Genomic DNA, 15,272 nt, shown 5'->3' on the forward strand with positions numbered 1-15,272 from the left:
GCCTAGGATGCCGCCAGCGCCGCCTGGGCATCCCGGCGGATGCGTTCGACCATGGATCTGACGCCGTTGGAGCGCTGCGGCGTCAGGTGTTCCTCAAGGTCGAGGGTGCGAAACAGCGCCTGCGCGTCCGTCGCCATCGCGTCGGCCGGGGTCTTGCCGTTGTAAAGCGCGATCAGCAGGGCCACGAGGCCGCGCACGATATGGGCGTCGCTGTCGCCGGCGAGGTGCATCCGCGGCGCGCCGCCTTCGCCCGCCTCGAGCCGCGAGGTCAACCAGACCTGGCTTGCGCAGCCCCGCACCTTGTTGTCGTCGGTGTAGGCTCCCTCGGGCAAGGCCTCCATCAGACGGCCGAGTTCGATGAGATAGCGATAGCGCTCATCCCAATCATCCAGGAGTTCGAAGTTCGAGACGATCTCGTCAATCGGCGGCAGCATGGCATTCCCGTTCGGGCGGTTCGCGGGGTCGGCGGGCAATCTCCCATATAGGGACCGCCGTCCGTTTTGGCGATGGTCGCTCAGGCGCCGGGCTTTTTCGCCGCGCCGATCCAGGCCGGTCGGTGGTCCTCCGGCTGGAGGGTGTCGGCCTGCGGGACGCGGAGCGTCTCTGCAGCACGCGCCGGCCTTGACGGGATAATCTTGTCGATCACTGCCTGCTTGGCGCTCTCAGGCAATGCATTCCAGACCGATTCGAGTCTCTGGGCGGACGAATCGGAGAGCGGCGTACCACTGTCCCGGTGGAGCGCGGAGCCGAACAGGCCGTCGAGAGACAGGCCCGAATCCTGGCCCTGCCGCACCGGCGAGAAATAGAAGATCGCGCCGATCACGAGGATGACGCGCAGCAGTGAAAACATGGCGGCTCCTCCCTTGGGGCAAACGGTTCGTCGGGGGCTCCATCATACAGTCGGGCCCGCCTGTCGCGTAGGCGGGCCCGGAGCCATCTGCAAACAGCCTTAACGAAAGGTTGCCGAACCCGATGACGAGACAACCCGTTCGCAAGCACCTGAATTCGCGATGAAAACCCTGCAGGCGCGGTGGCGAGGGGCCGCGCGTGCAAGCAAACGGGCCAGCCGCCAGGTCCCGGCCGCGCCCCATGGTTTGCAATGTTTAGGGTTCGCTTAAGCGGCCTCTGCCACGTTCGGCGCCGGGCAGGGAGGCGCTTTCGCGTGCGGACTATTCCACACTGGTACTGGATCGACGAGTGGCTGGACGGGTTCGTGCAACCGGCCGGTCGCGAGCGGCTGCCTGCGCGGATCAGGCATGAACGCTTCATCCTGCGCGGCGTCGTGGCAGCGCTCATCGCCCTCGTCACGCTCCCTCTTGCGCTCGCGGCCGAAGCCCCTGCCAGCGTGCTGTCCGTCTGGGGCGGCCTCGTTCTGGTTTCCCTGCTGTGTGTGGTCGTCGCTTCGCGTCGGAGCCGGATCGGGGCCGCGCAGGCGCTGATGGCGGTGGCGCTGACGGCGTTCGTTGTGCTCGTCTGTCGGTCCGCCGAGGTCTCGCCGGAGATGCTGTGCCTTGCGCTCCTGGTCGTCCCGCTGGAGGCCTCGTCGTCCGGATCGCGTCGCGGGTTTGCGGCTGCGTTTTTGTGCGCGTTGATGGGAGCCGTCATCGGCGCTTCCGACGCGCTGCCCCCGCTCGTCGGCGCGCTTGCGGCTCCGTGGGCCTGCGCGCTCCTGGTGGGAAGCATCCTGGTGACGGCGCACGGCCTCTCGCGTGCGATTGCGGAGGATCGCCTCGACACGATGATGTCGACACTCGCGCCGCCACGACGTCAGCGCGAAGACGAGACCCTGCTCGCGCTCGACGACCTCGTCACCTGGCATGATCGCAACGGCGCGATTCTGCGCTCGAACGGGGCCTCGGCGTCCCTCCTTGGCGTTCCCTCATCGGCCATTCACGGCAGCGGCCTGTTCACGCGGATCCTGGTCGGCGACAGGCCGGCTTTTCTGAAGGCCGTCAGCGATGCGGCGCGCGGGGCGACGACGGCCACCGCGCAGTTTCGCGTCAAGACGGGCGAGCCATCCGGCGGCGTCGTCTGGGTTGAAATGCGCGTGCATGGCGTGCGCCTCAGCGACGATCTCGCCTGCGCGGCGGTGGCGGTCACGCGCGATATTTCGGCGCTCCGCTCCTATGCCGAGGAGCGCGATGTCCTGCGCCGCGAGGCAGTGAACGCGAACGATGTGCGGGCGCAGCTGCTCGCCACGGTCAGCCATGAATTGCGCACGCCGTTGAACGCCATCATCGGCTATTCGGAAATCCTCAGGGGTAAGGGAAATCTCGTGCTGCTCGAACGGCGCGAGAGCTATGCCCAGATCATCCATCAATCCGGCGAGCACATGCTGGGCGTGGTCAACACGCTGCTCGATCTCTCGGCCATCGAGGCCGGACAATACGCGCTCGATTTCGAGCCGGTGGCGATGGCCGAACTCGTGCGCGAATGCTGCCTTGTCGTCGCCTTGCGCGCCGAGGAAGCGGGCATCGCGCTGACCGTCGACCTGCCGGAGGATCTGCCGAAAATCGTGGCGGACCGCCGCGCCTGCCGGCAGATGCTGCTCAATCTCCTGTCCAACGCCATCAAGTTTACGCCGCGGGGCGGTGAAGTGCGCGTCGAGGCGAGGCGCGACCGCATGTGGCTTTCCCTGTCGGTTCACGATACCGGGATCGGCGTTGCCGAAGAGGACCTCGCGCGGCTCGGCGTGCCGTTCTATCGCGGCGCCGGCCGGTCGCGGGCCGACGAGAAGGGCAGCGGGCTTGGCCTCTCCGTCGTGCGGGGACTGGTCGCGCTCCATCGTGGACAATTCAGCATCGCCCATGCGACCGGCAACGGAACCATCGTGCGGATCAGCCTGCCGGTCGCGGCGGCGACGGCGGACGATGTCACTGACGACATGGCAATGGCACCGCTCGCCTTGCCGCATTCTTCCCATATGATGATGCTGAAGACGGGATGACAGTTTTGCGTGAAGCCCTTGCCGCCCGCCCTGATCGCGATGCCGTTGTGTCCTCTCCGGCGCGACGACCCGCACCGGCGCGCAGGCCCGCGCCGTCGCGGCGGGCGCCTGCCAGGAAGGCCAAGGTCGGCGTGGCCTCGCGCGTGCTCACCAGTCTCGCGCGAAACCCCTTCCGGGTGCTCGTCACGCTCGTTCTGTCAGGCTGCGCGGGCATGATTGCCTGGAACGCACTCGTGCTGCAGCAGGCCCGCCATCCGTCGCCGCTTTTCACGCACCCGGGAGTCGCGCCCCAGGCCTCGCTGCCTGCACCGCCTGCGCGGGCGGTTGCGCCTGCGTCCATCGCCCCTCCTGCAGCGCCGGCAGCAGTGCCGTCGCTGATTGATCCCACGCCAACGGCTGCCAGCTCACCGCCGGTGCCGCCGGCGCGCACGCCGATTGGCGATCTCATCCGCAACAACGGCGAGATCGCAGCGCCTCCGGCCCGTCCCGCGGCTGCCACGACGAATGCAGCAGCAGCAGCAGCAGCAAAGCCCGCCGCCGTGCGCGATCCCATCGCGGACATGATCCGGATGGGCGGAGCGGTTCCGGTGCCGCCCGCCAATGTGGGCCGCAGTGACGGGGCCGATCCCGTGCTCGGTGTGCAGCGGGCGCTGGCCAAGCTCGGCTATGCGGTCAAGCCCGATGGCGTGATGGGCGGTGAAACCCGCACCGCGCTTGAGCGCTTCGAACAGGATCACCGCCTGCCGGTCACGGGCGCGTTCAACGCCCGCACCTTACGCGAACTCGGCACCGCCTCCGGCCTGGCGCTGACCCCATGAGCAACCGCCTGCGGTCCGATTTCTGGGTGTCGGCCTATATTCGCCGGTGCGATGTGGAGGGCGTCGAGGCCGTGCTGCGCAAGCGCGGCGCGGCAGAAGCCGGCGCTATCTTCGTCAAGGTCGATCGGCTGGACGGGACCGCAAGCCTGTTCGGCCCGGCCCCGCAGGTCTTTCTCGACGACAGCGGCGAGCGGTTGTTCTCAGCCATTCTCGTCGATGCGACGCCCCTCGACGTGGAGGAGCGCATGACGAAGGAAATGAAGTTCGACAGCGATCTCTGGCTCGTCGAAGTCGACGACCGGATCGGCCGCCATTTCCTCGATCTCAGCGCCGACGGCTAGCGGCTTCAGTCTCGGGCCGAGAGCGCCTGGACGTTCAGGATCGCCTCGACGAGCGCGAGCGCCACGGCGCTGTCGGTTTCGCGCGCAACCCTGATCAGGCGTTTGATCGCCGACAGGGGATGAGCAAGCGCCGGATGCAGGTCGATGGCGATCCCGGCCATCTCACGCGGGGACAGGCCCAGCGCCTTCAGGGCGAGGGGAAGCAGGTCGTGCCGATCCGTGCGCAGCACATGCCACTGTGTCCCGTCCGGAAACCCGAAGGCCGTGGTCAGGAAAGCTTCGAGCGCCGGCCCATCACCCTTGCGCGCGGCGTTGGTCAACGTATCCCGATCGTCGTCGGAGAGGCTGAAGGAGACCACGGCGCGCCGGTGCGCGATGGTGTCGTGGAGACGCAGGCGGATGTCGTCGCGCCGCTCCGGCGAAGCGGCGAGATAGAGTGCCGCCTCATCATGCTCGCACAGGTCCTCCCGCGACAGCAGGATATGCGCGAGCGCGGGGCGATGGCGGGCGCGGTCGAGGAGGAGCGCAAAGCCCTCCTCGCAGGAAACGAACGACTTGTTGGCCGCCAGCGCATCGTCGACGACCGCTTCTTCCAGTACGAGGAGCCGCGCCACCGTGAGAGCGTCGATGCCCGCGCGCGCGGCCAGCGCCATGCGGCCCTCCGAACTGCCGAACAGCGCCGGCGCATTCTCGGCGCCTGCGTGGCGGGAATGCCCGATCACCACATCGCGGGTCTGAGGGGAATGCCGGAGCAGATAGGCAAGCACGCTGTCGGGCGTGTCGGGGCACGGGGTGAGGATGCGCGCGATCGTGACGAGGGTCGGGGTATCGAGCAAGGGCAGAAAGCCGAGCGCCAGGGCCTCGAAAGTCTCCACCGCCTCGCGGTCGCGGGCCGGCGCCGCGACGAACATCTGCGCATTCACCATCAGCAGCGTCGCGCGGGGATTGCCACTTTTTTCCACCGCGGCCGCGCCTTCGGAGGGGCCCGGCCAAAAATCCTGCAATCCCGCCGACGCCATCTCGCACCCTCACAAACGCAACGCTTGCAGGAGCTTAAGGCGGTTCCCTTAGCGCACCTTTAAGAGCCTTCGCGAATCAGCTCGAAATAGCCATTTTGACGGAAAGCGGGTGAGCGTATGGTCTGCCTGGTCTGTGGGTTTTCGCACATCATTCACGATCGCGGCTGCAATAGAAACGGTCTGTTAACCATGGACGCTCTTTGGTGATACAGGCGCAACAGGAGTTAACGGGGCGGCGGAGGGACTGAACATGCGTACCATTCGGATCAAGGCCGGGGCCCAACGCGCGGCGGGAACGATGATCGCTTTCCCCGATGCGAGCCAGCGCCCGCTGCGGTCGCCACCGGCCCCAGATGAACCTCGCGGCATCCTGCTCCTGTTCACGGGCGTGCGGTACGAGCGGATGGGTCGCGGCGATGCGCCGACACCACCCGTGGCCTCCAACGGATCGCGGCGGCGCCGGTCCTGATCGGCCCGATTACCCGACCCCTTCGTCGAGCCGCCTGATCATGAACGCGGCCTCGCCATAGCTCGCCAATTTCCCAGCCATTCCCGGCCACGCGGGTGGAACGAACCCCAGTCTTGCCCAGACGGCCTGCGATCCGCTCACGGCGACGAGCGACAGATTGTCGAGGCCAGCGGCTCTGGAAAGGGCCATCATGTGCGCGAGAACAGCAGCGGCTGCGCCCTGTCCGCGTCCGGCCGGCAGAATGGCGACGTCATGGACGTAGTAGGTCGTCGGGTGTTGTGGCAATCGCCCAAGCCGCGTGTCGAGGGCAGGCGGCTCGCCCAGAATCCACGGATGGCTCACCGCGTAGCCGATCAGCGCACTCCCGTCGACGAGAACGCGGCATCCGGCGGGAAAGAGCGCGAGACGCTCGCGCGCTACCGAGACATCCTCCGGATGATCGCCATGGAGGCGTTGGGCTATCGCATGGACATCGGCGAGATCGGCAGCAGACATGGCGCGCCAGCCGATCATTCCTCATCGTCCTCGCCGTCGACCGTGCAGGAGACGGCCTTGGCGGCAGCAACGGCGGAGGGCCTGAGGCTGGCGACCGGGGCTGCCACCCGGACGATGACGAATCCCTTCTCCTCCGGCGCGACGATCCTCACATCGCGCGAGGGTTCGCTCTCGTCCTCCTCGGCGCGGGCCTCGTCGAGCTGGCGCGGAGTCATCACCACCAGCTCCAGCTCTCCGCGGATCGCCGCCCGGTCGGTGACGGCGAAAAAGATGCCGGCCGTCTTGGTGTGAAACGAAAACGACAGGAAGCTCTGACCCGGCAACGCCGCGATCCGCGCGGGCCCCTCGCTGAGATCGAACGCGCAGGCCGCCACCGCGAAAGCGGGATCCGGCATGGGCAGCCAGGTGTCGCCGCCGCCCGGCGCGCTGACGACCTGCGCGGTCTCGGACGTCAACGTCGCCTGCACCCGCGCGATCGCGTCGCCCTCGGCGTAATGCGGGCTCGCCAGCACGACGAAAATGTGGACGCCCGCCGCCAGCACGAGTCCGCAGGCGGTTGCGAAGAGCCATTGGCTGAGGGCCGTCATGGTGCGCATGCGAGTCGCTCGATCCGGGGGAGGTCGTCGGCTGTCAGGTTCGCGCCCGCCGCCCCGGGCATGTCGTAGAGCCGCAGCACGAGCGTGAACGGCCCAGCGGCACCCGTTTGCAGCCAGTTGCCGGCGCTGAGGGCCTTTGCCACCACGATGTCGAAACCGTCATCGGGCCGCCGGATGATTTCGGCGGAGGTGAGCCCGCTGCGTCCGAGGTCCGAGGGCTGCAAGTTGCCGGTCCGGTCATAGACGGTCATCGTCCACAGGCGGGCCTGTGGCGTGACGGAGCCGACCCGATAGGTGCAGGCCGAATCCAGATTGCGGCCGCTGTCGTCAACCTTGGCGAGAAGAGTCAGGCCCTCGCCGGTGGCAAGCGGAACATCGCCGCGCCGTGCCGCGATGGCGCGCATGTAGGGATCGGCATCCGAGGAGCCGAGCTTGGGCCAGGTCGCCCACGGCCCGAGCTTTCGGCCGCCGAAGGGCGGGTCGCCGTTCAGCACCCAATCGGCCGATCCCAGGCCGAGCCCGAGGCCGAGCAGCAGGGCATAGACGATGAGGGCTGCCGTCTGGTGGGTCTTGACGATCACGGATCTTGTCTGTTCGCGGGCTGCGGGATGGAAACGACCGCGAGGTCGTTCGTCAAGGGCATGTGGCCCGTTTCGGACGGCTTTGCAAAGCCCCCCGGGCTCTACGGCATGGCAACCTGGCGGGAGGGCGCGGACCCGGTCGCGCGGGGCTCGGACTCGGCCTCACGCTGCTGGGGCCCAACCGACGCCTCCGCCGCCTTGAACAGGGAGCCGATGCCGCCCAGCACCTCGTAGGAGCGCCGTGAGAGGGTGCCGGCGAGGTAGGCCTGCGGCGGACCTGCGGCCGCCTGGCCCGCGGCTTGTTCGCTTGCCGCCACCTTCGCGCCGGATTCCGGTTCGAGTCCGGGAATTGGACGAATTTCCAGGTTCTGATGGCCAAAGGTCATGACCTCCTGCCAGGTCATGGCGGGGAGCGTGCCGCCCGTCATGTTGTTCATCGACGAATGGTCGTCGTTCCCGAACCACACCCCCGACACCATGTTGCCGGTGTAGCCGACGAACCAAGCATCGCGGTAGGCGTTCGTGGTCCCGGTCTTGCCGGCCGAGCGGATGCCGGGCAGGGCGGAGCGCTTGCCGGTGCCTTCCTCGACCACCTTGTTGAGCATGAAATTCATGTCGTTCACGAGTCGGGTCGGCAGCACCTGTTCGGGCGGTGTGTCGGTGGCATGGCGGTAGATCACGTCGCCCTGTGAATTCTTAATCTCGAAGGCCGCATAGGGAGTTGCCTTGCGGCCGCCATTGGCGAAAACCGCATAGGACGACGCCATGTCGATGACCGTGACCTCGGCAGCCCCGATGGGCAGCGAGCTGGAATCGGTGAGCGGATGGGTGAGGCCCATCTTGCGGGAAATGTCGATGATCTGCGCCCGGCCTGCCTTCGCGTTGCCCTTGCCGATCTGCAGTGACATCCAGACCGGGATCGAGTTGATCGACCGGGCGAGCGCAGAGGTCAGCGGCATGCTGCCGGAGAACGACCGGCCGTAATTCTGCGGGCACCAGTTGCCGAGGCAGATCGGCTTGTCGACGACGATGGAAGTGGGCCGCAACTTCGGATCGGCCAGGAGTGCCGCCGTATAGACGAAGGGCTTGAAGGAGGAGCCGGGCTGGCGCAGCGCATCGGTCGCCCGGTTGAACTGGCTCAGCCCGTAATCCTTGCCGCCGACGATCGCCCGCATCGCTCCGTCGACGTCCATGACGACGATGGCGCCCTGACCGGCCCGGTATTGGCGCCCATGCTGGCGCAGCATGTTCTCCAGGACCTGCTCGGAATGCAGCTGCAAGGCGGTATCGAGGGGGGTCTTGACCGTCAGCACACGGTCGCCGCCAAGCTTCCGGTCGGCCGCCAGGTGCTTGATCTGCTCGTAGGCCCAGTCGAGGTAATAATCCGGGGTCGCCTCGCGGGACCGGTTGACCGGGGTCGCCGGGTTGCGGCGGGCGGTCTGGATCTGACCTTCTGTGAGAAAGCCTGCTTCAACCATGTTGCGCAGCACATCGTTCGCCCGGGCGCGGGCGGCCGGCAGGTTGATGTGGGGTGCGTATTTGGTCGGCGCCTTGAACAGGCCGGCCATCATGGCGGCTTCCGCGAGGGTGACGTCCTTGGCCGACTTGCCGAAATAATAATCGGCCGCCGCCACCACTCCGTGGGCGCCGCCGCCCATATAGGCACGGTCGAGATAGAGCTTGAGGATCTCGTCCTTGGTCAGGTGAAATTCGAGCCACAGGGCGAGAAACGCTTCCTTGATCTTGCGCTCGAGCGACCGCTCGTTGGTGAGGAACAGGTTCTTGGCGAGCTGCTGCGTGATCGAGGAGCCGCCCTGCACAACGCCGCCACCCCGCACGTTGACCGTCAAGGCCCGCAAAGTGCCAATGGGATCGATGCCCCAATGGTCGTAGAAGCGGCGGTCTTCCGTCGCCAGCGCTGCCTTGACGAGATAGTCTGGGAAATCCTCGAGCTTGTAGGAATCATCGAGCCGGAGGCCGCGCCGTCCGACTTCCTGGCCGTAGCGATCGAGGAACGTGACGGCGAGGTCCTGCGTTTTCAACCAGTCGTCATTGGTTTCGCGGAAGGCCGGAAGGGCGAGCGCCAGCATCACGACGCCGCCGAGAAGGCCGAGGGTGGTGGCCTCGCTCGTGAGATCGAGCACGACCCGCCCGGGGCCGCGAAAACGCAGGCGGTTCGACAGGTCGGTTGCGACCTCCCAGGCCCGGGCGAGAAAGCGCCATGACTGATAGAGAAACGACGTCAGCCAGGCGTCGAAAGCGAGGGCCGCGCGCTTGATCCGTGTGATCAGGGGGGTCGGGGAGTTCGGGCGCACGGCATTCCTCGAACAGGTCTGCAAACCTGATATACACAAAGATAGGACACGACAGTCCGTACGCCAGCGCACCTGCCGAACGGGTTCCTCTGCGATAACTCGAGAGGCATGCACGGGTTCAACGGGCGGAGGACTTCGTCCGACCGTAACGGAAAACCGCGTTTAACAAGCATCACCTTCAAGATGCCGTAAAGACAGGATTGAGCTTCGCCGATGGAAAAAGCTGCGACATTCTCGCTCGCCCCCGAGATCACGCCATTCTGGCGGGACAAAAGCCTCGATGCGATGAGCGCGCAGGAATGGGAAAGCCTGTGCGACGGCTGCGGACGGTGCTGCCTCGTGAAACTCGAAGACGAGGATTCCGGCCACATCCTCTATACCGACGTGGGCTGCACGTTGCTCGACGGCGAGACCTGCCGGTGCCGCGACTACGAGAACCGGCAGGCGAAGGTGCCGGACTGCGTGCGGCTGACGACGGAGGCCGTGCGCACCCTGTCCTGGCTCCCGCCGACCTGCGCCTACCGCCTGCTCGACGAGGGGAGGGACCTCTATTGGTGGCATCCCCTGGTGTCGGGCGATCCCGACACAGTCCATGCGGCCGGGATTTCCGTGCGCGGACGGGTGGCGGGTCCTGAAGAAGACTTCTCCGTGGATGAACTGCTCGAGCGTCTTGTCGACTGGCCGACGGACGAGGGCCGCGACCGATAGTCGGGCGATGGCCAGCCCGATGGGTCGAGCCCTTCCCCCAAAAGATCGCCGCACCTCTCCGCCCGGGGAGTTACGCTGAGGCATCGTGCCGGTTATGGCTAACGGGAGGTTATTTCGACCTCGCAAAAGGCCTCGGCGATGACGTCCGCGATCGTTTGTTTCCTCCTCGGCACGGTGTTTCCCATCGCCGTGGTCAGCTGGATCATCTACGTCGCCTGAGCGCGGTTCGCGTGGTCCGGCGTAGACGTTTGCGCCCGGCTTCTTCGTCTGCTCATTCCCTCATTCTTCACAAGGTCGTGTCTCCGATGATGCGACCCGCCCCGCGCGTGTGCGGGAGCGAACTGCTTTCGCGGCGGGGCGGGCCAAACCGGATCACGGACTTGCACCGGCAGGCGCTGACCTGCGGTCTCCTACGAAGCAGCGCCCCGTGAGGAGACGCGCCGGACGGGAAGGCCCCGAGACATTGAACTGGCCCCTGTGAAGACGGCGTTTTCCCCCGCCGGACGCGCCGGAACGAAATGGTAAATGCGCGGTTAACAGGGCCAGGAGGATCTGGTGATGACGTCGACGGTGATTTGTTTTGTTCTTGGTGCCGTTTTTCCGCTCGGCATGGTCGGCTGGATGATTTTGCAGGGCGTGTAACGCAGCCGAATACATCCGAGGTCGCCGCAGCCAACCCCAGGAACTTTCAGCCCAGGAACTTTCAGGCGTTCAAACCAAGTCTTTCATCATGAGATCGAAATGGCCGGCTGTTTGCCGGTCCAAAGAAAAAAGGGCGATCCGTGGATCGCCCTTTTCTTGTGGTCCGGCCCTTTTCCCGGTGAGGGATCAGCCGCGGGCGCGCGCCCGGATCATGAACGTGTCATAGGCGTATTCGGCAACTTGGAACCACAGGTATTCTTCGTTCCGGAAGGCCCGAACACTGTCGTAAATCTTCTTGAAATCGGGGTTCTTGGCCGAGACGTCGTCGTAGACCTCGGAGGCAGCCTTGTTGGCCGCGTCGAGAATTTCCTGCGAGAACGGACGCAGCTGGGTGCCGGCGCCGAGCAGGCGACGAAGCGCTGCCGGATTGCGGGCATCGTATTTCGCCAGCATGTCCGCGTTGGCATAGCCCGCAGCCGCGGTCAGGATCGACTGATAGGCCTTCGGCAGTTCCTTCCACTTGCCCTGGTTGATGAACAGGTGGATGGCGGGGCCGCCTTCCCAGAAACCGGGATAGTAGTAATACGGCGCGACCTTGGCGAAGCCGAGCTTCTCGTCATCGTAAGGGCCGACCCACTCGGCCGCATCGATGGTGCCGCGCTCCAGCGCCGGGTAGATGTCGCCACCGGGGATCTGCTGGGGCACCGCGCCGAGCTTGGCCAGCACCATGCCGGCAAGGCCCGCGATGCGCATCTTGAGGCCTTGCAGGTCCTGCGGGGTCTTGATTTCCTTGCGGAACCAGCCGCCCATCTGCACGCCGGTATTGCCGGCCGGCATGCCGTACAGGTTGTGCTTGGCATAGAACTCGTTGAGCAGGTCGTTGCCGGTGCCGTGATAGAGCCAGGCATTCATCTGGCGGGCATTCAGGCCGAAGGGCAGGGCGGTGCCGATGGCGAAGGTCGGGTCCTTGCCGAAATAGTAGTACGAGCAGGTATGGCCCATTTCGATGGTGCCGTTGCCGACGGCGTCCGCCACCTGAGGCGTGCCGACGATTTCACCGGCCGCGAAGGGCTGGATCTGGAATTTGCCATCGGTGCCTTCATTGACGAATTTCGCAATGACTTCGGCGGCGCCGTAGATGGTGTCGAGCGATTTCGGGAAACCCGATTGCAGGCGCCATTTGATTTCCGGCATCGACTGCGCGATGGCCGGAGCTGCGACTGCCGTCGACGCGGCGCCGATGGTGGCGGCCTGCAAAAACTGACGACGTTTCATTCCTGTCTTCTCCCTAAAGGTCGTGAACTCAACAGATCGACCGTGACTTCTGTCACTTGTTGCGTATTGACACCGAAACCCGCCGCCCCTGCAAGAAGGTTTCGCTGCCGTTCGACCAATGGGTTAGAGGGGGATTGGAAAAATACCCCTTTCACTGCGCAGCTGCCCAAAGGGGAGGCACGGCGATGGCGGAGCGATGTCAGGATCGTGTTGCAAGCCTCACATCCTCGTCAGACCATCCCGCCTTCAACGGGACACCGCCTATCGTCCGCTGCCTTGCCGTCCGCTGCCTTGCCGGAAGTGGATCAACAGGCTCAATACCCGACCGTAAAGCGTGCGCGGGAATGGGCGGGCTTTTCGAGTTCGTCCGCCAGCGCGATGGCGTAATCCTCGAACGAGATGCGGCTGCCATGCTGGCCTGTGAGGAGTTGGTCCGTCCCCAGTCTGAAGGTCCCCGTGCGCTCGCCCGGCCCGAACGCGGCCGACGGCGACAGGAAGGTCCAATCCACGTCGTGCTCGGCCCGCAGCAGATCGAGAAACGCCGAGCCGGCCGAGGCTTCGGCCTTGTAGGCGTCGGGGAAATTGGGTGTGTCGAGGAGCTTGACGCCAGGCGCGACCTCAAGGCTCGCGGCGCCACCCACGACGAGGTAGCGTTTGACCCCGGAGGCCCTGACCGCAGCGAGGAGCTTGTGGGGATCGCTCGCGGTGAAATGCACGGCGCTGATCACCGCATCGTGTCCGTGCAGCACCTTCGCAAGGCCGTCCTGGTCGAGCACGTCAGCCTTTTTGGCGGTGACTCCCGGCAACGCCGGCACGGTCTCCGGATTGCGCACGATGGCCGTGACCGTGTGTCCGCGGCTGGCCAGTTCGGCGAGGATGCGCGAGCCGGCCTGTCCGGTGGCTCCAATCAACGCGACGTTCATGGCTCATCTCCTGAATGCTGGTATCTGATGGATACCAAGTGCTATGAATGCCCGCTGGTGTAAATGAGGCACTCCTACCTTCGTTGGTCACCTTAAGGAAACTGCCATGGGCCCGAACGCTTACGCGGCCACCTGTCCGACACGCCTTGTCCTCGACCGGATCGCCGATAAATGGGCGGTACTCGTCCTCGGCTTGCTGCTCGATGGCCCTGTCCGGTTCAATCAACTCCGCCGGACCATTGAAGGGGTGTCGCAGAAAATGCTGTCGCAGACGCTGAAGAGTTTGGAGCGGGACGATCTGGTCACCCGCAAGGCCATCGCCACGGTGCCGGTCACGGTCGAATACAGCATCACGTCCCTCGGCAAGACTCTGGCGGTGACGGTGGATTCACTCCGGATATGGGCCGAGGCGCACATGGAATCGGTGCAGGATGCGCAACAACGATACGACGCGCGCAAGGCGGCCGGGCTGTGAGGGTTTTCACGCCGCGACGATCGCCTAGTTGAAGGCCTCGGCGGCACAGACGAGCGCGAACAGCGCCACGACCGCGGCAAGTTCGCCCGCGCCAGTCAGAAGTGAAGGGAAATCGCTGGCCAGGTAAGCAGCCACACCAGTGGTAAGCGCGACGATCGTTGCCCAGGTAGCCATGGGCGTCTCCTCAGCCAGAGTTTTGGTGCGGCTTTTAAACACGCAAATGTGACAGATGTTCCGTAGGGGCAGGCAGAATTTTTGGAAAGAGTGATTCGCACGCGCGCAGCCGATTTATTCGGCACAGCCAGCGCTTTTTTAAGCGCCCTGCTCCGGCTACGCTTGGGGGCTACCAGAGGAGAAGGCGGTCATGCGGGCGATCGTGCGGGAAACAGTGCCGGATCTTCTGCCCGTGCCGCAGGCAATCCTCGAGCAGGCCCGGACGGACTCGTCGGCTGACGCTCATTCCCGCTATTGCGGCGACCTGCCGGCCCTCAACTTGATCGAGGCGGCAGCCGTGCGGACGATCGCGCCATTCCCCGCTGCGCTGCGGATCGCCGCCTTCAACGCCGAGCGTCTCAAGGACGGGGCTTCCTTGCGCGCGTTGCTGGATCAGTCCGGTGCGCAGATCGCCCTCCTCAGCGAGGTCGATCTCGGTATGGCGCGGTCGGGCAATGCCCATACCCTGCGCGATCTGACGGCAGAGACCGGGGAGGGCTATCTCTTCGGCGCCGAGTTCGTCGAACTCGACCTCGGCGACGCGGTCGAAATGCGCCAGCATGCGGGCGAGGTCAATGCGCTGGGCTTCCACGGCAACGCCATCGTGTCCCGCCTGCGGCTGGAGCGTCCGCACCTCATCCCGCTCGAGGAAAGCGGGTTCTGGTTTCCCGGGCAGGGGGGCGCCCAACGCCGGATCGGCGGGCGCATGGCGCTGGCGGCGCGGCTCGTCGATTCGCCCTTTCCCCTCTGGGTCGTGTCAGTGCATCTCGAGAGCAAGACCACGGCGCGCGATCGGCAGCGGGAGATGCAGGCTCTCCTGCGCGGTCTCGACAGTTTCGCTGCCGGCGAGGCCTGCATCATCGGGGGCGATCTCAACACCAAGGCCCTCCCTGCGGGCGAGGCGGACCAGGACCGGGCATTGGCAGAGGCCGAACAGTTCGAGCCCTTGTTTGCGGACCTGCGCAGGGAGGGATTTGGCTGGCTTTCATCGAACCTGCCGGCGGTCACCCAGCGCACCGGCCCGTCCGGAAAACCGATCGGGCCGTTTCGCAAACTCGACTGGCTGCTGGTGCGCGGCCTCACGCCGACGGGGGCGAAAGTCGTCCCCGCCCTCGACGGGAACGGCGTCGCCATCTCGGATCATGAGATGCTGCTCCTCGACGCGGTGTTTGACGCCAAGTTCTGAGCCGAGACGCCAAGCGACGTCGGCGAGCCCCGATAACTGGCCGCGGAAGCACTTCAGGAGGGTTTCTCTTTGACTGCACGATTAAATAGCTGTATATTTGAGTAGTATCCAGAAGAGGGATCGCCCAAGAAAGTATTCGTTCACGTTTCATTGGCGATTCGTTCAAGCTTTGATCCGACATTTATGTAACTTTATCCCTCTTTGGGATGGGTTTTTGGGGTGTTTGGAACAAAAAGCGAACGCTCTCTTGGCGCATCGCCCTGGCGTGA

17 protein-coding genes are annotated in these 15,272 nt (G+C 65.4%); 7 read left to right on the forward strand and 10 right to left on the reverse strand.

The window, feature by feature from the left end; all coding sequences use genetic code 11:
* Positions 1 to 2: 2 nt before the first annotated feature.
* Positions 3 to 434, reverse strand: a complete 432-nt coding sequence (locus J4G32_RS07590) for a SufE family protein (RefSeq protein ID WP_210485597.1) — start codon at positions 432 to 434, stop codon at positions 3 to 5.
* A gap of 80 nt (positions 435 to 514) precedes the next feature.
* Positions 515 to 850 carry a hypothetical protein gene (locus J4G32_RS07595; protein ID WP_210485598.1) on the reverse strand — a complete coding sequence of 112 codons (336 nt, stop codon included), beginning with the start codon at positions 848 to 850 and terminating at the stop codon, positions 515 to 517.
* Between the two features lie 312 nt (positions 851 to 1,162).
* Here J4G32_RS07595 and J4G32_RS07600 point away from each other — a divergent pair, with 312 nt between their 5' ends.
* The 3 genes from J4G32_RS07600 to J4G32_RS07610 are packed head-to-tail and all read left to right on the forward strand — an operon-like array spanning position 1,163 to position 4,106.
* Positions 1,163 to 2,947 carry a sensor histidine kinase gene (locus tag J4G32_RS07600; RefSeq protein WP_210485599.1) on the forward strand — a complete coding sequence of 595 codons (1,785 nt, stop codon included), beginning with the start codon at positions 1,163 to 1,165 and terminating at the stop codon, positions 2,945 to 2,947.
* Entirely contained in the window at positions 2,944 to 3,765 is an 822-nt protein-coding gene (locus J4G32_RS07605) for a peptidoglycan-binding domain-containing protein (RefSeq protein WP_210485600.1), read from the forward strand. The genes J4G32_RS07600 and J4G32_RS07605 overlap by 4 nt, the downstream gene beginning before the upstream one ends.
* The gene (locus tag J4G32_RS07610) at positions 3,762 to 4,106 is read left to right on the forward strand and encodes a DUF1491 family protein (RefSeq protein ID WP_210485601.1); all 345 of its coding nucleotides are present in this window, start codon (positions 3,762 to 3,764) and stop codon (positions 4,104 to 4,106) included. Before J4G32_RS07605 ends, J4G32_RS07610 begins: the two co-directional genes overlap by 4 nt.
* Before the next feature lie 5 nt (positions 4,107 to 4,111).
* Here J4G32_RS07610 and J4G32_RS07615 read toward each other — a convergent pair whose 3' ends face one another.
* The gene (locus J4G32_RS07615; RefSeq protein ID WP_210485602.1) at positions 4,112 to 5,068 is read right to left on the reverse strand and encodes a hypothetical protein; all 957 of its coding nucleotides are present in this window, start codon (positions 5,066 to 5,068) and stop codon (positions 4,112 to 4,114) included.
* A gap of 307 nt (positions 5,069 to 5,375) precedes the next feature.
* Here J4G32_RS07615 and J4G32_RS07620 point away from each other — a divergent pair, with 307 nt between their 5' ends.
* Positions 5,376 to 5,594: a hypothetical protein gene (locus J4G32_RS07620; RefSeq protein WP_210485603.1), complete on the forward strand. Its 219-nt coding sequence runs from the start codon at positions 5,376 to 5,378 to the stop codon at positions 5,592 to 5,594.
* Between the two features lie 9 nt (positions 5,595 to 5,603).
* Here the strand turns inward: J4G32_RS07620 and J4G32_RS07625 are convergent, their stop codons facing one another.
* From J4G32_RS07625 to J4G32_RS07640, 4 genes are all read right to left on the reverse strand, one after another.
* Positions 5,604 to 6,107, reverse strand: coding sequence for a GNAT family N-acetyltransferase (locus J4G32_RS07625; protein ID WP_210485604.1), 504 nt, complete (start codon positions 6,105 to 6,107; stop codon positions 5,604 to 5,606).
* Positions 6,104 to 6,685, reverse strand: a complete 582-nt coding sequence (locus J4G32_RS07630) for a DUF1254 domain-containing protein (protein WP_343232609.1) — start codon at positions 6,683 to 6,685, stop codon at positions 6,104 to 6,106. Before J4G32_RS07630 ends, J4G32_RS07625 begins: the two co-directional genes overlap by 4 nt.
* The gene (locus J4G32_RS07635; RefSeq protein WP_210485605.1) at positions 6,673 to 7,266 is read right to left on the reverse strand and encodes a DUF1214 domain-containing protein; all 594 of its coding nucleotides are present in this window, start codon (positions 7,264 to 7,266) and stop codon (positions 6,673 to 6,675) included. The genes J4G32_RS07630 and J4G32_RS07635 overlap by 13 nt, the downstream gene beginning before the upstream one ends.
* A 101-nt stretch (positions 7,267 to 7,367) precedes the next feature.
* Positions 7,368 to 9,581 carry a transglycosylase domain-containing protein gene (locus J4G32_RS07640; protein WP_210485606.1) on the reverse strand — a complete coding sequence of 738 codons (2,214 nt, stop codon included), beginning with the start codon at positions 9,579 to 9,581 and terminating at the stop codon, positions 7,368 to 7,370.
* Positions 9,582 to 9,794: 213 nt separating this feature from the next.
* Here J4G32_RS07640 and J4G32_RS07645 point away from each other — a divergent pair, with 213 nt between their 5' ends.
* Positions 9,795 to 10,289: a YcgN family cysteine cluster protein gene (locus tag J4G32_RS07645; RefSeq protein ID WP_210485607.1), complete on the forward strand. Its 495-nt coding sequence runs from the start codon at positions 9,795 to 9,797 to the stop codon at positions 10,287 to 10,289.
* Positions 10,290 to 11,117: 828 nt separating this feature from the next.
* Here J4G32_RS07645 and J4G32_RS07650 read toward each other — a convergent pair.
* Positions 11,118 to 12,206, reverse strand: coding sequence for a TRAP transporter substrate-binding protein (locus J4G32_RS07650; protein WP_210485608.1), 1,089 nt, complete (start codon positions 12,204 to 12,206; stop codon positions 11,118 to 11,120).
* Between the two features lie 314 nt (positions 12,207 to 12,520).
* Entirely contained in the window at positions 12,521 to 13,129 is a 609-nt protein-coding gene (locus J4G32_RS07655) for an NAD(P)-dependent oxidoreductase (protein WP_210485609.1), read from the reverse strand.
* Positions 13,130 to 13,235: 106 nt separating this feature from the next.
* On the opposite strand from J4G32_RS07655, the gene J4G32_RS07660 reads away from it, so the two are divergent.
* Complete coding sequence (locus tag J4G32_RS07660) at positions 13,236 to 13,604, forward strand: winged helix-turn-helix transcriptional regulator (protein ID WP_210485610.1); 369 nt, start codon at positions 13,236 to 13,238, stop codon at positions 13,602 to 13,604.
* Between the two features lie 24 nt (positions 13,605 to 13,628).
* On the opposite strand, the gene J4G32_RS07665 is transcribed toward J4G32_RS07660, so the two are convergent.
* Complete coding sequence (locus tag J4G32_RS07665) at positions 13,629 to 13,778, reverse strand: hypothetical protein (RefSeq protein ID WP_210485611.1); 150 nt, start codon at positions 13,776 to 13,778, stop codon at positions 13,629 to 13,631.
* A 190-nt stretch (positions 13,779 to 13,968) separates the two neighbouring features.
* Here J4G32_RS07665 and J4G32_RS07670 point away from each other — a divergent pair, with 190 nt between their 5' ends.
* Positions 13,969 to 15,003 carry an endonuclease/exonuclease/phosphatase family protein gene (locus J4G32_RS07670; RefSeq protein ID WP_210485612.1) on the forward strand — a complete coding sequence of 345 codons (1,035 nt, stop codon included), beginning with the start codon at positions 13,969 to 13,971 and terminating at the stop codon, positions 15,001 to 15,003.
* Positions 15,004 to 15,272: the final 269 nt, after the last annotated feature.

The organism is Microvirga antarctica, assembly GCF_017921815.1.
Classification (GTDB): Bacteria; Pseudomonadota; Alphaproteobacteria; order Rhizobiales; family Beijerinckiaceae; genus Microvirga; species Microvirga antarctica.

What these genes read in the sequence shown, in the direction of transcription:
- J4G32_RS07650 (WP_210485608.1), bottom strand. Translation starts at nt 12,206, where the DNA reads ATGAAACGTCGTCAGTTTTTGCAGGCCGCCACCATCGGCGCCGCGTCG.
- J4G32_RS07655 (WP_210485609.1), bottom strand. Translation starts at nt 13,129, where the DNA reads ATGAACGTCGCGTTGATTGGAGCCACCGGACAGGCCGGCTCGCGCATC.
- J4G32_RS07660 (WP_210485610.1), top strand. Translation starts at nt 13,236, where the DNA reads ATGGGCCCGAACGCTTACGCGGCCACCTGTCCGACACGCCTTGTCCTC.
- J4G32_RS07595 (WP_210485598.1), bottom strand. Translation starts at nt 850, where the DNA reads ATGTTTTCACTGCTGCGCGTCATCCTCGTGATCGGCGCGATCTTCTAT.
- J4G32_RS07670 (WP_210485612.1), top strand. Translation starts at nt 13,969, where the DNA reads ATGCGGGCGATCGTGCGGGAAACAGTGCCGGATCTTCTGCCCGTGCCG.
- J4G32_RS07625 (WP_210485604.1), bottom strand. Translation starts at nt 6,107, where the DNA reads ATGATCGGCTGGCGCGCCATGTCTGCTGCCGATCTCGCCGATGTCCAT.
- J4G32_RS07645 (WP_210485607.1), top strand. Translation starts at nt 9,795, where the DNA reads ATGGAAAAAGCTGCGACATTCTCGCTCGCCCCCGAGATCACGCCATTC.
- J4G32_RS07630 (WP_343232609.1), bottom strand. Translation starts at nt 6,685, where the DNA reads ATGCGCACCATGACGGCCCTCAGCCAATGGCTCTTCGCAACCGCCTGC.
- J4G32_RS07665 (WP_210485611.1), bottom strand. Translation starts at nt 13,778, where the DNA reads ATGGCTACCTGGGCAACGATCGTCGCGCTTACCACTGGTGTGGCTGCT.
- J4G32_RS07610 (WP_210485601.1), top strand. Translation starts at nt 3,762, where the DNA reads ATGAGCAACCGCCTGCGGTCCGATTTCTGGGTGTCGGCCTATATTCGC.
- J4G32_RS07590 (WP_210485597.1), bottom strand. Translation starts at nt 434, where the DNA reads ATGCTGCCGCCGATTGACGAGATCGTCTCGAACTTCGAACTCCTGGAT.
- J4G32_RS07605 (WP_210485600.1), top strand. Translation starts at nt 2,944, where the DNA reads ATGACAGTTTTGCGTGAAGCCCTTGCCGCCCGCCCTGATCGCGATGCC.
- J4G32_RS07620 (WP_210485603.1), top strand. Translation starts at nt 5,376, where the DNA reads ATGCGTACCATTCGGATCAAGGCCGGGGCCCAACGCGCGGCGGGAACG.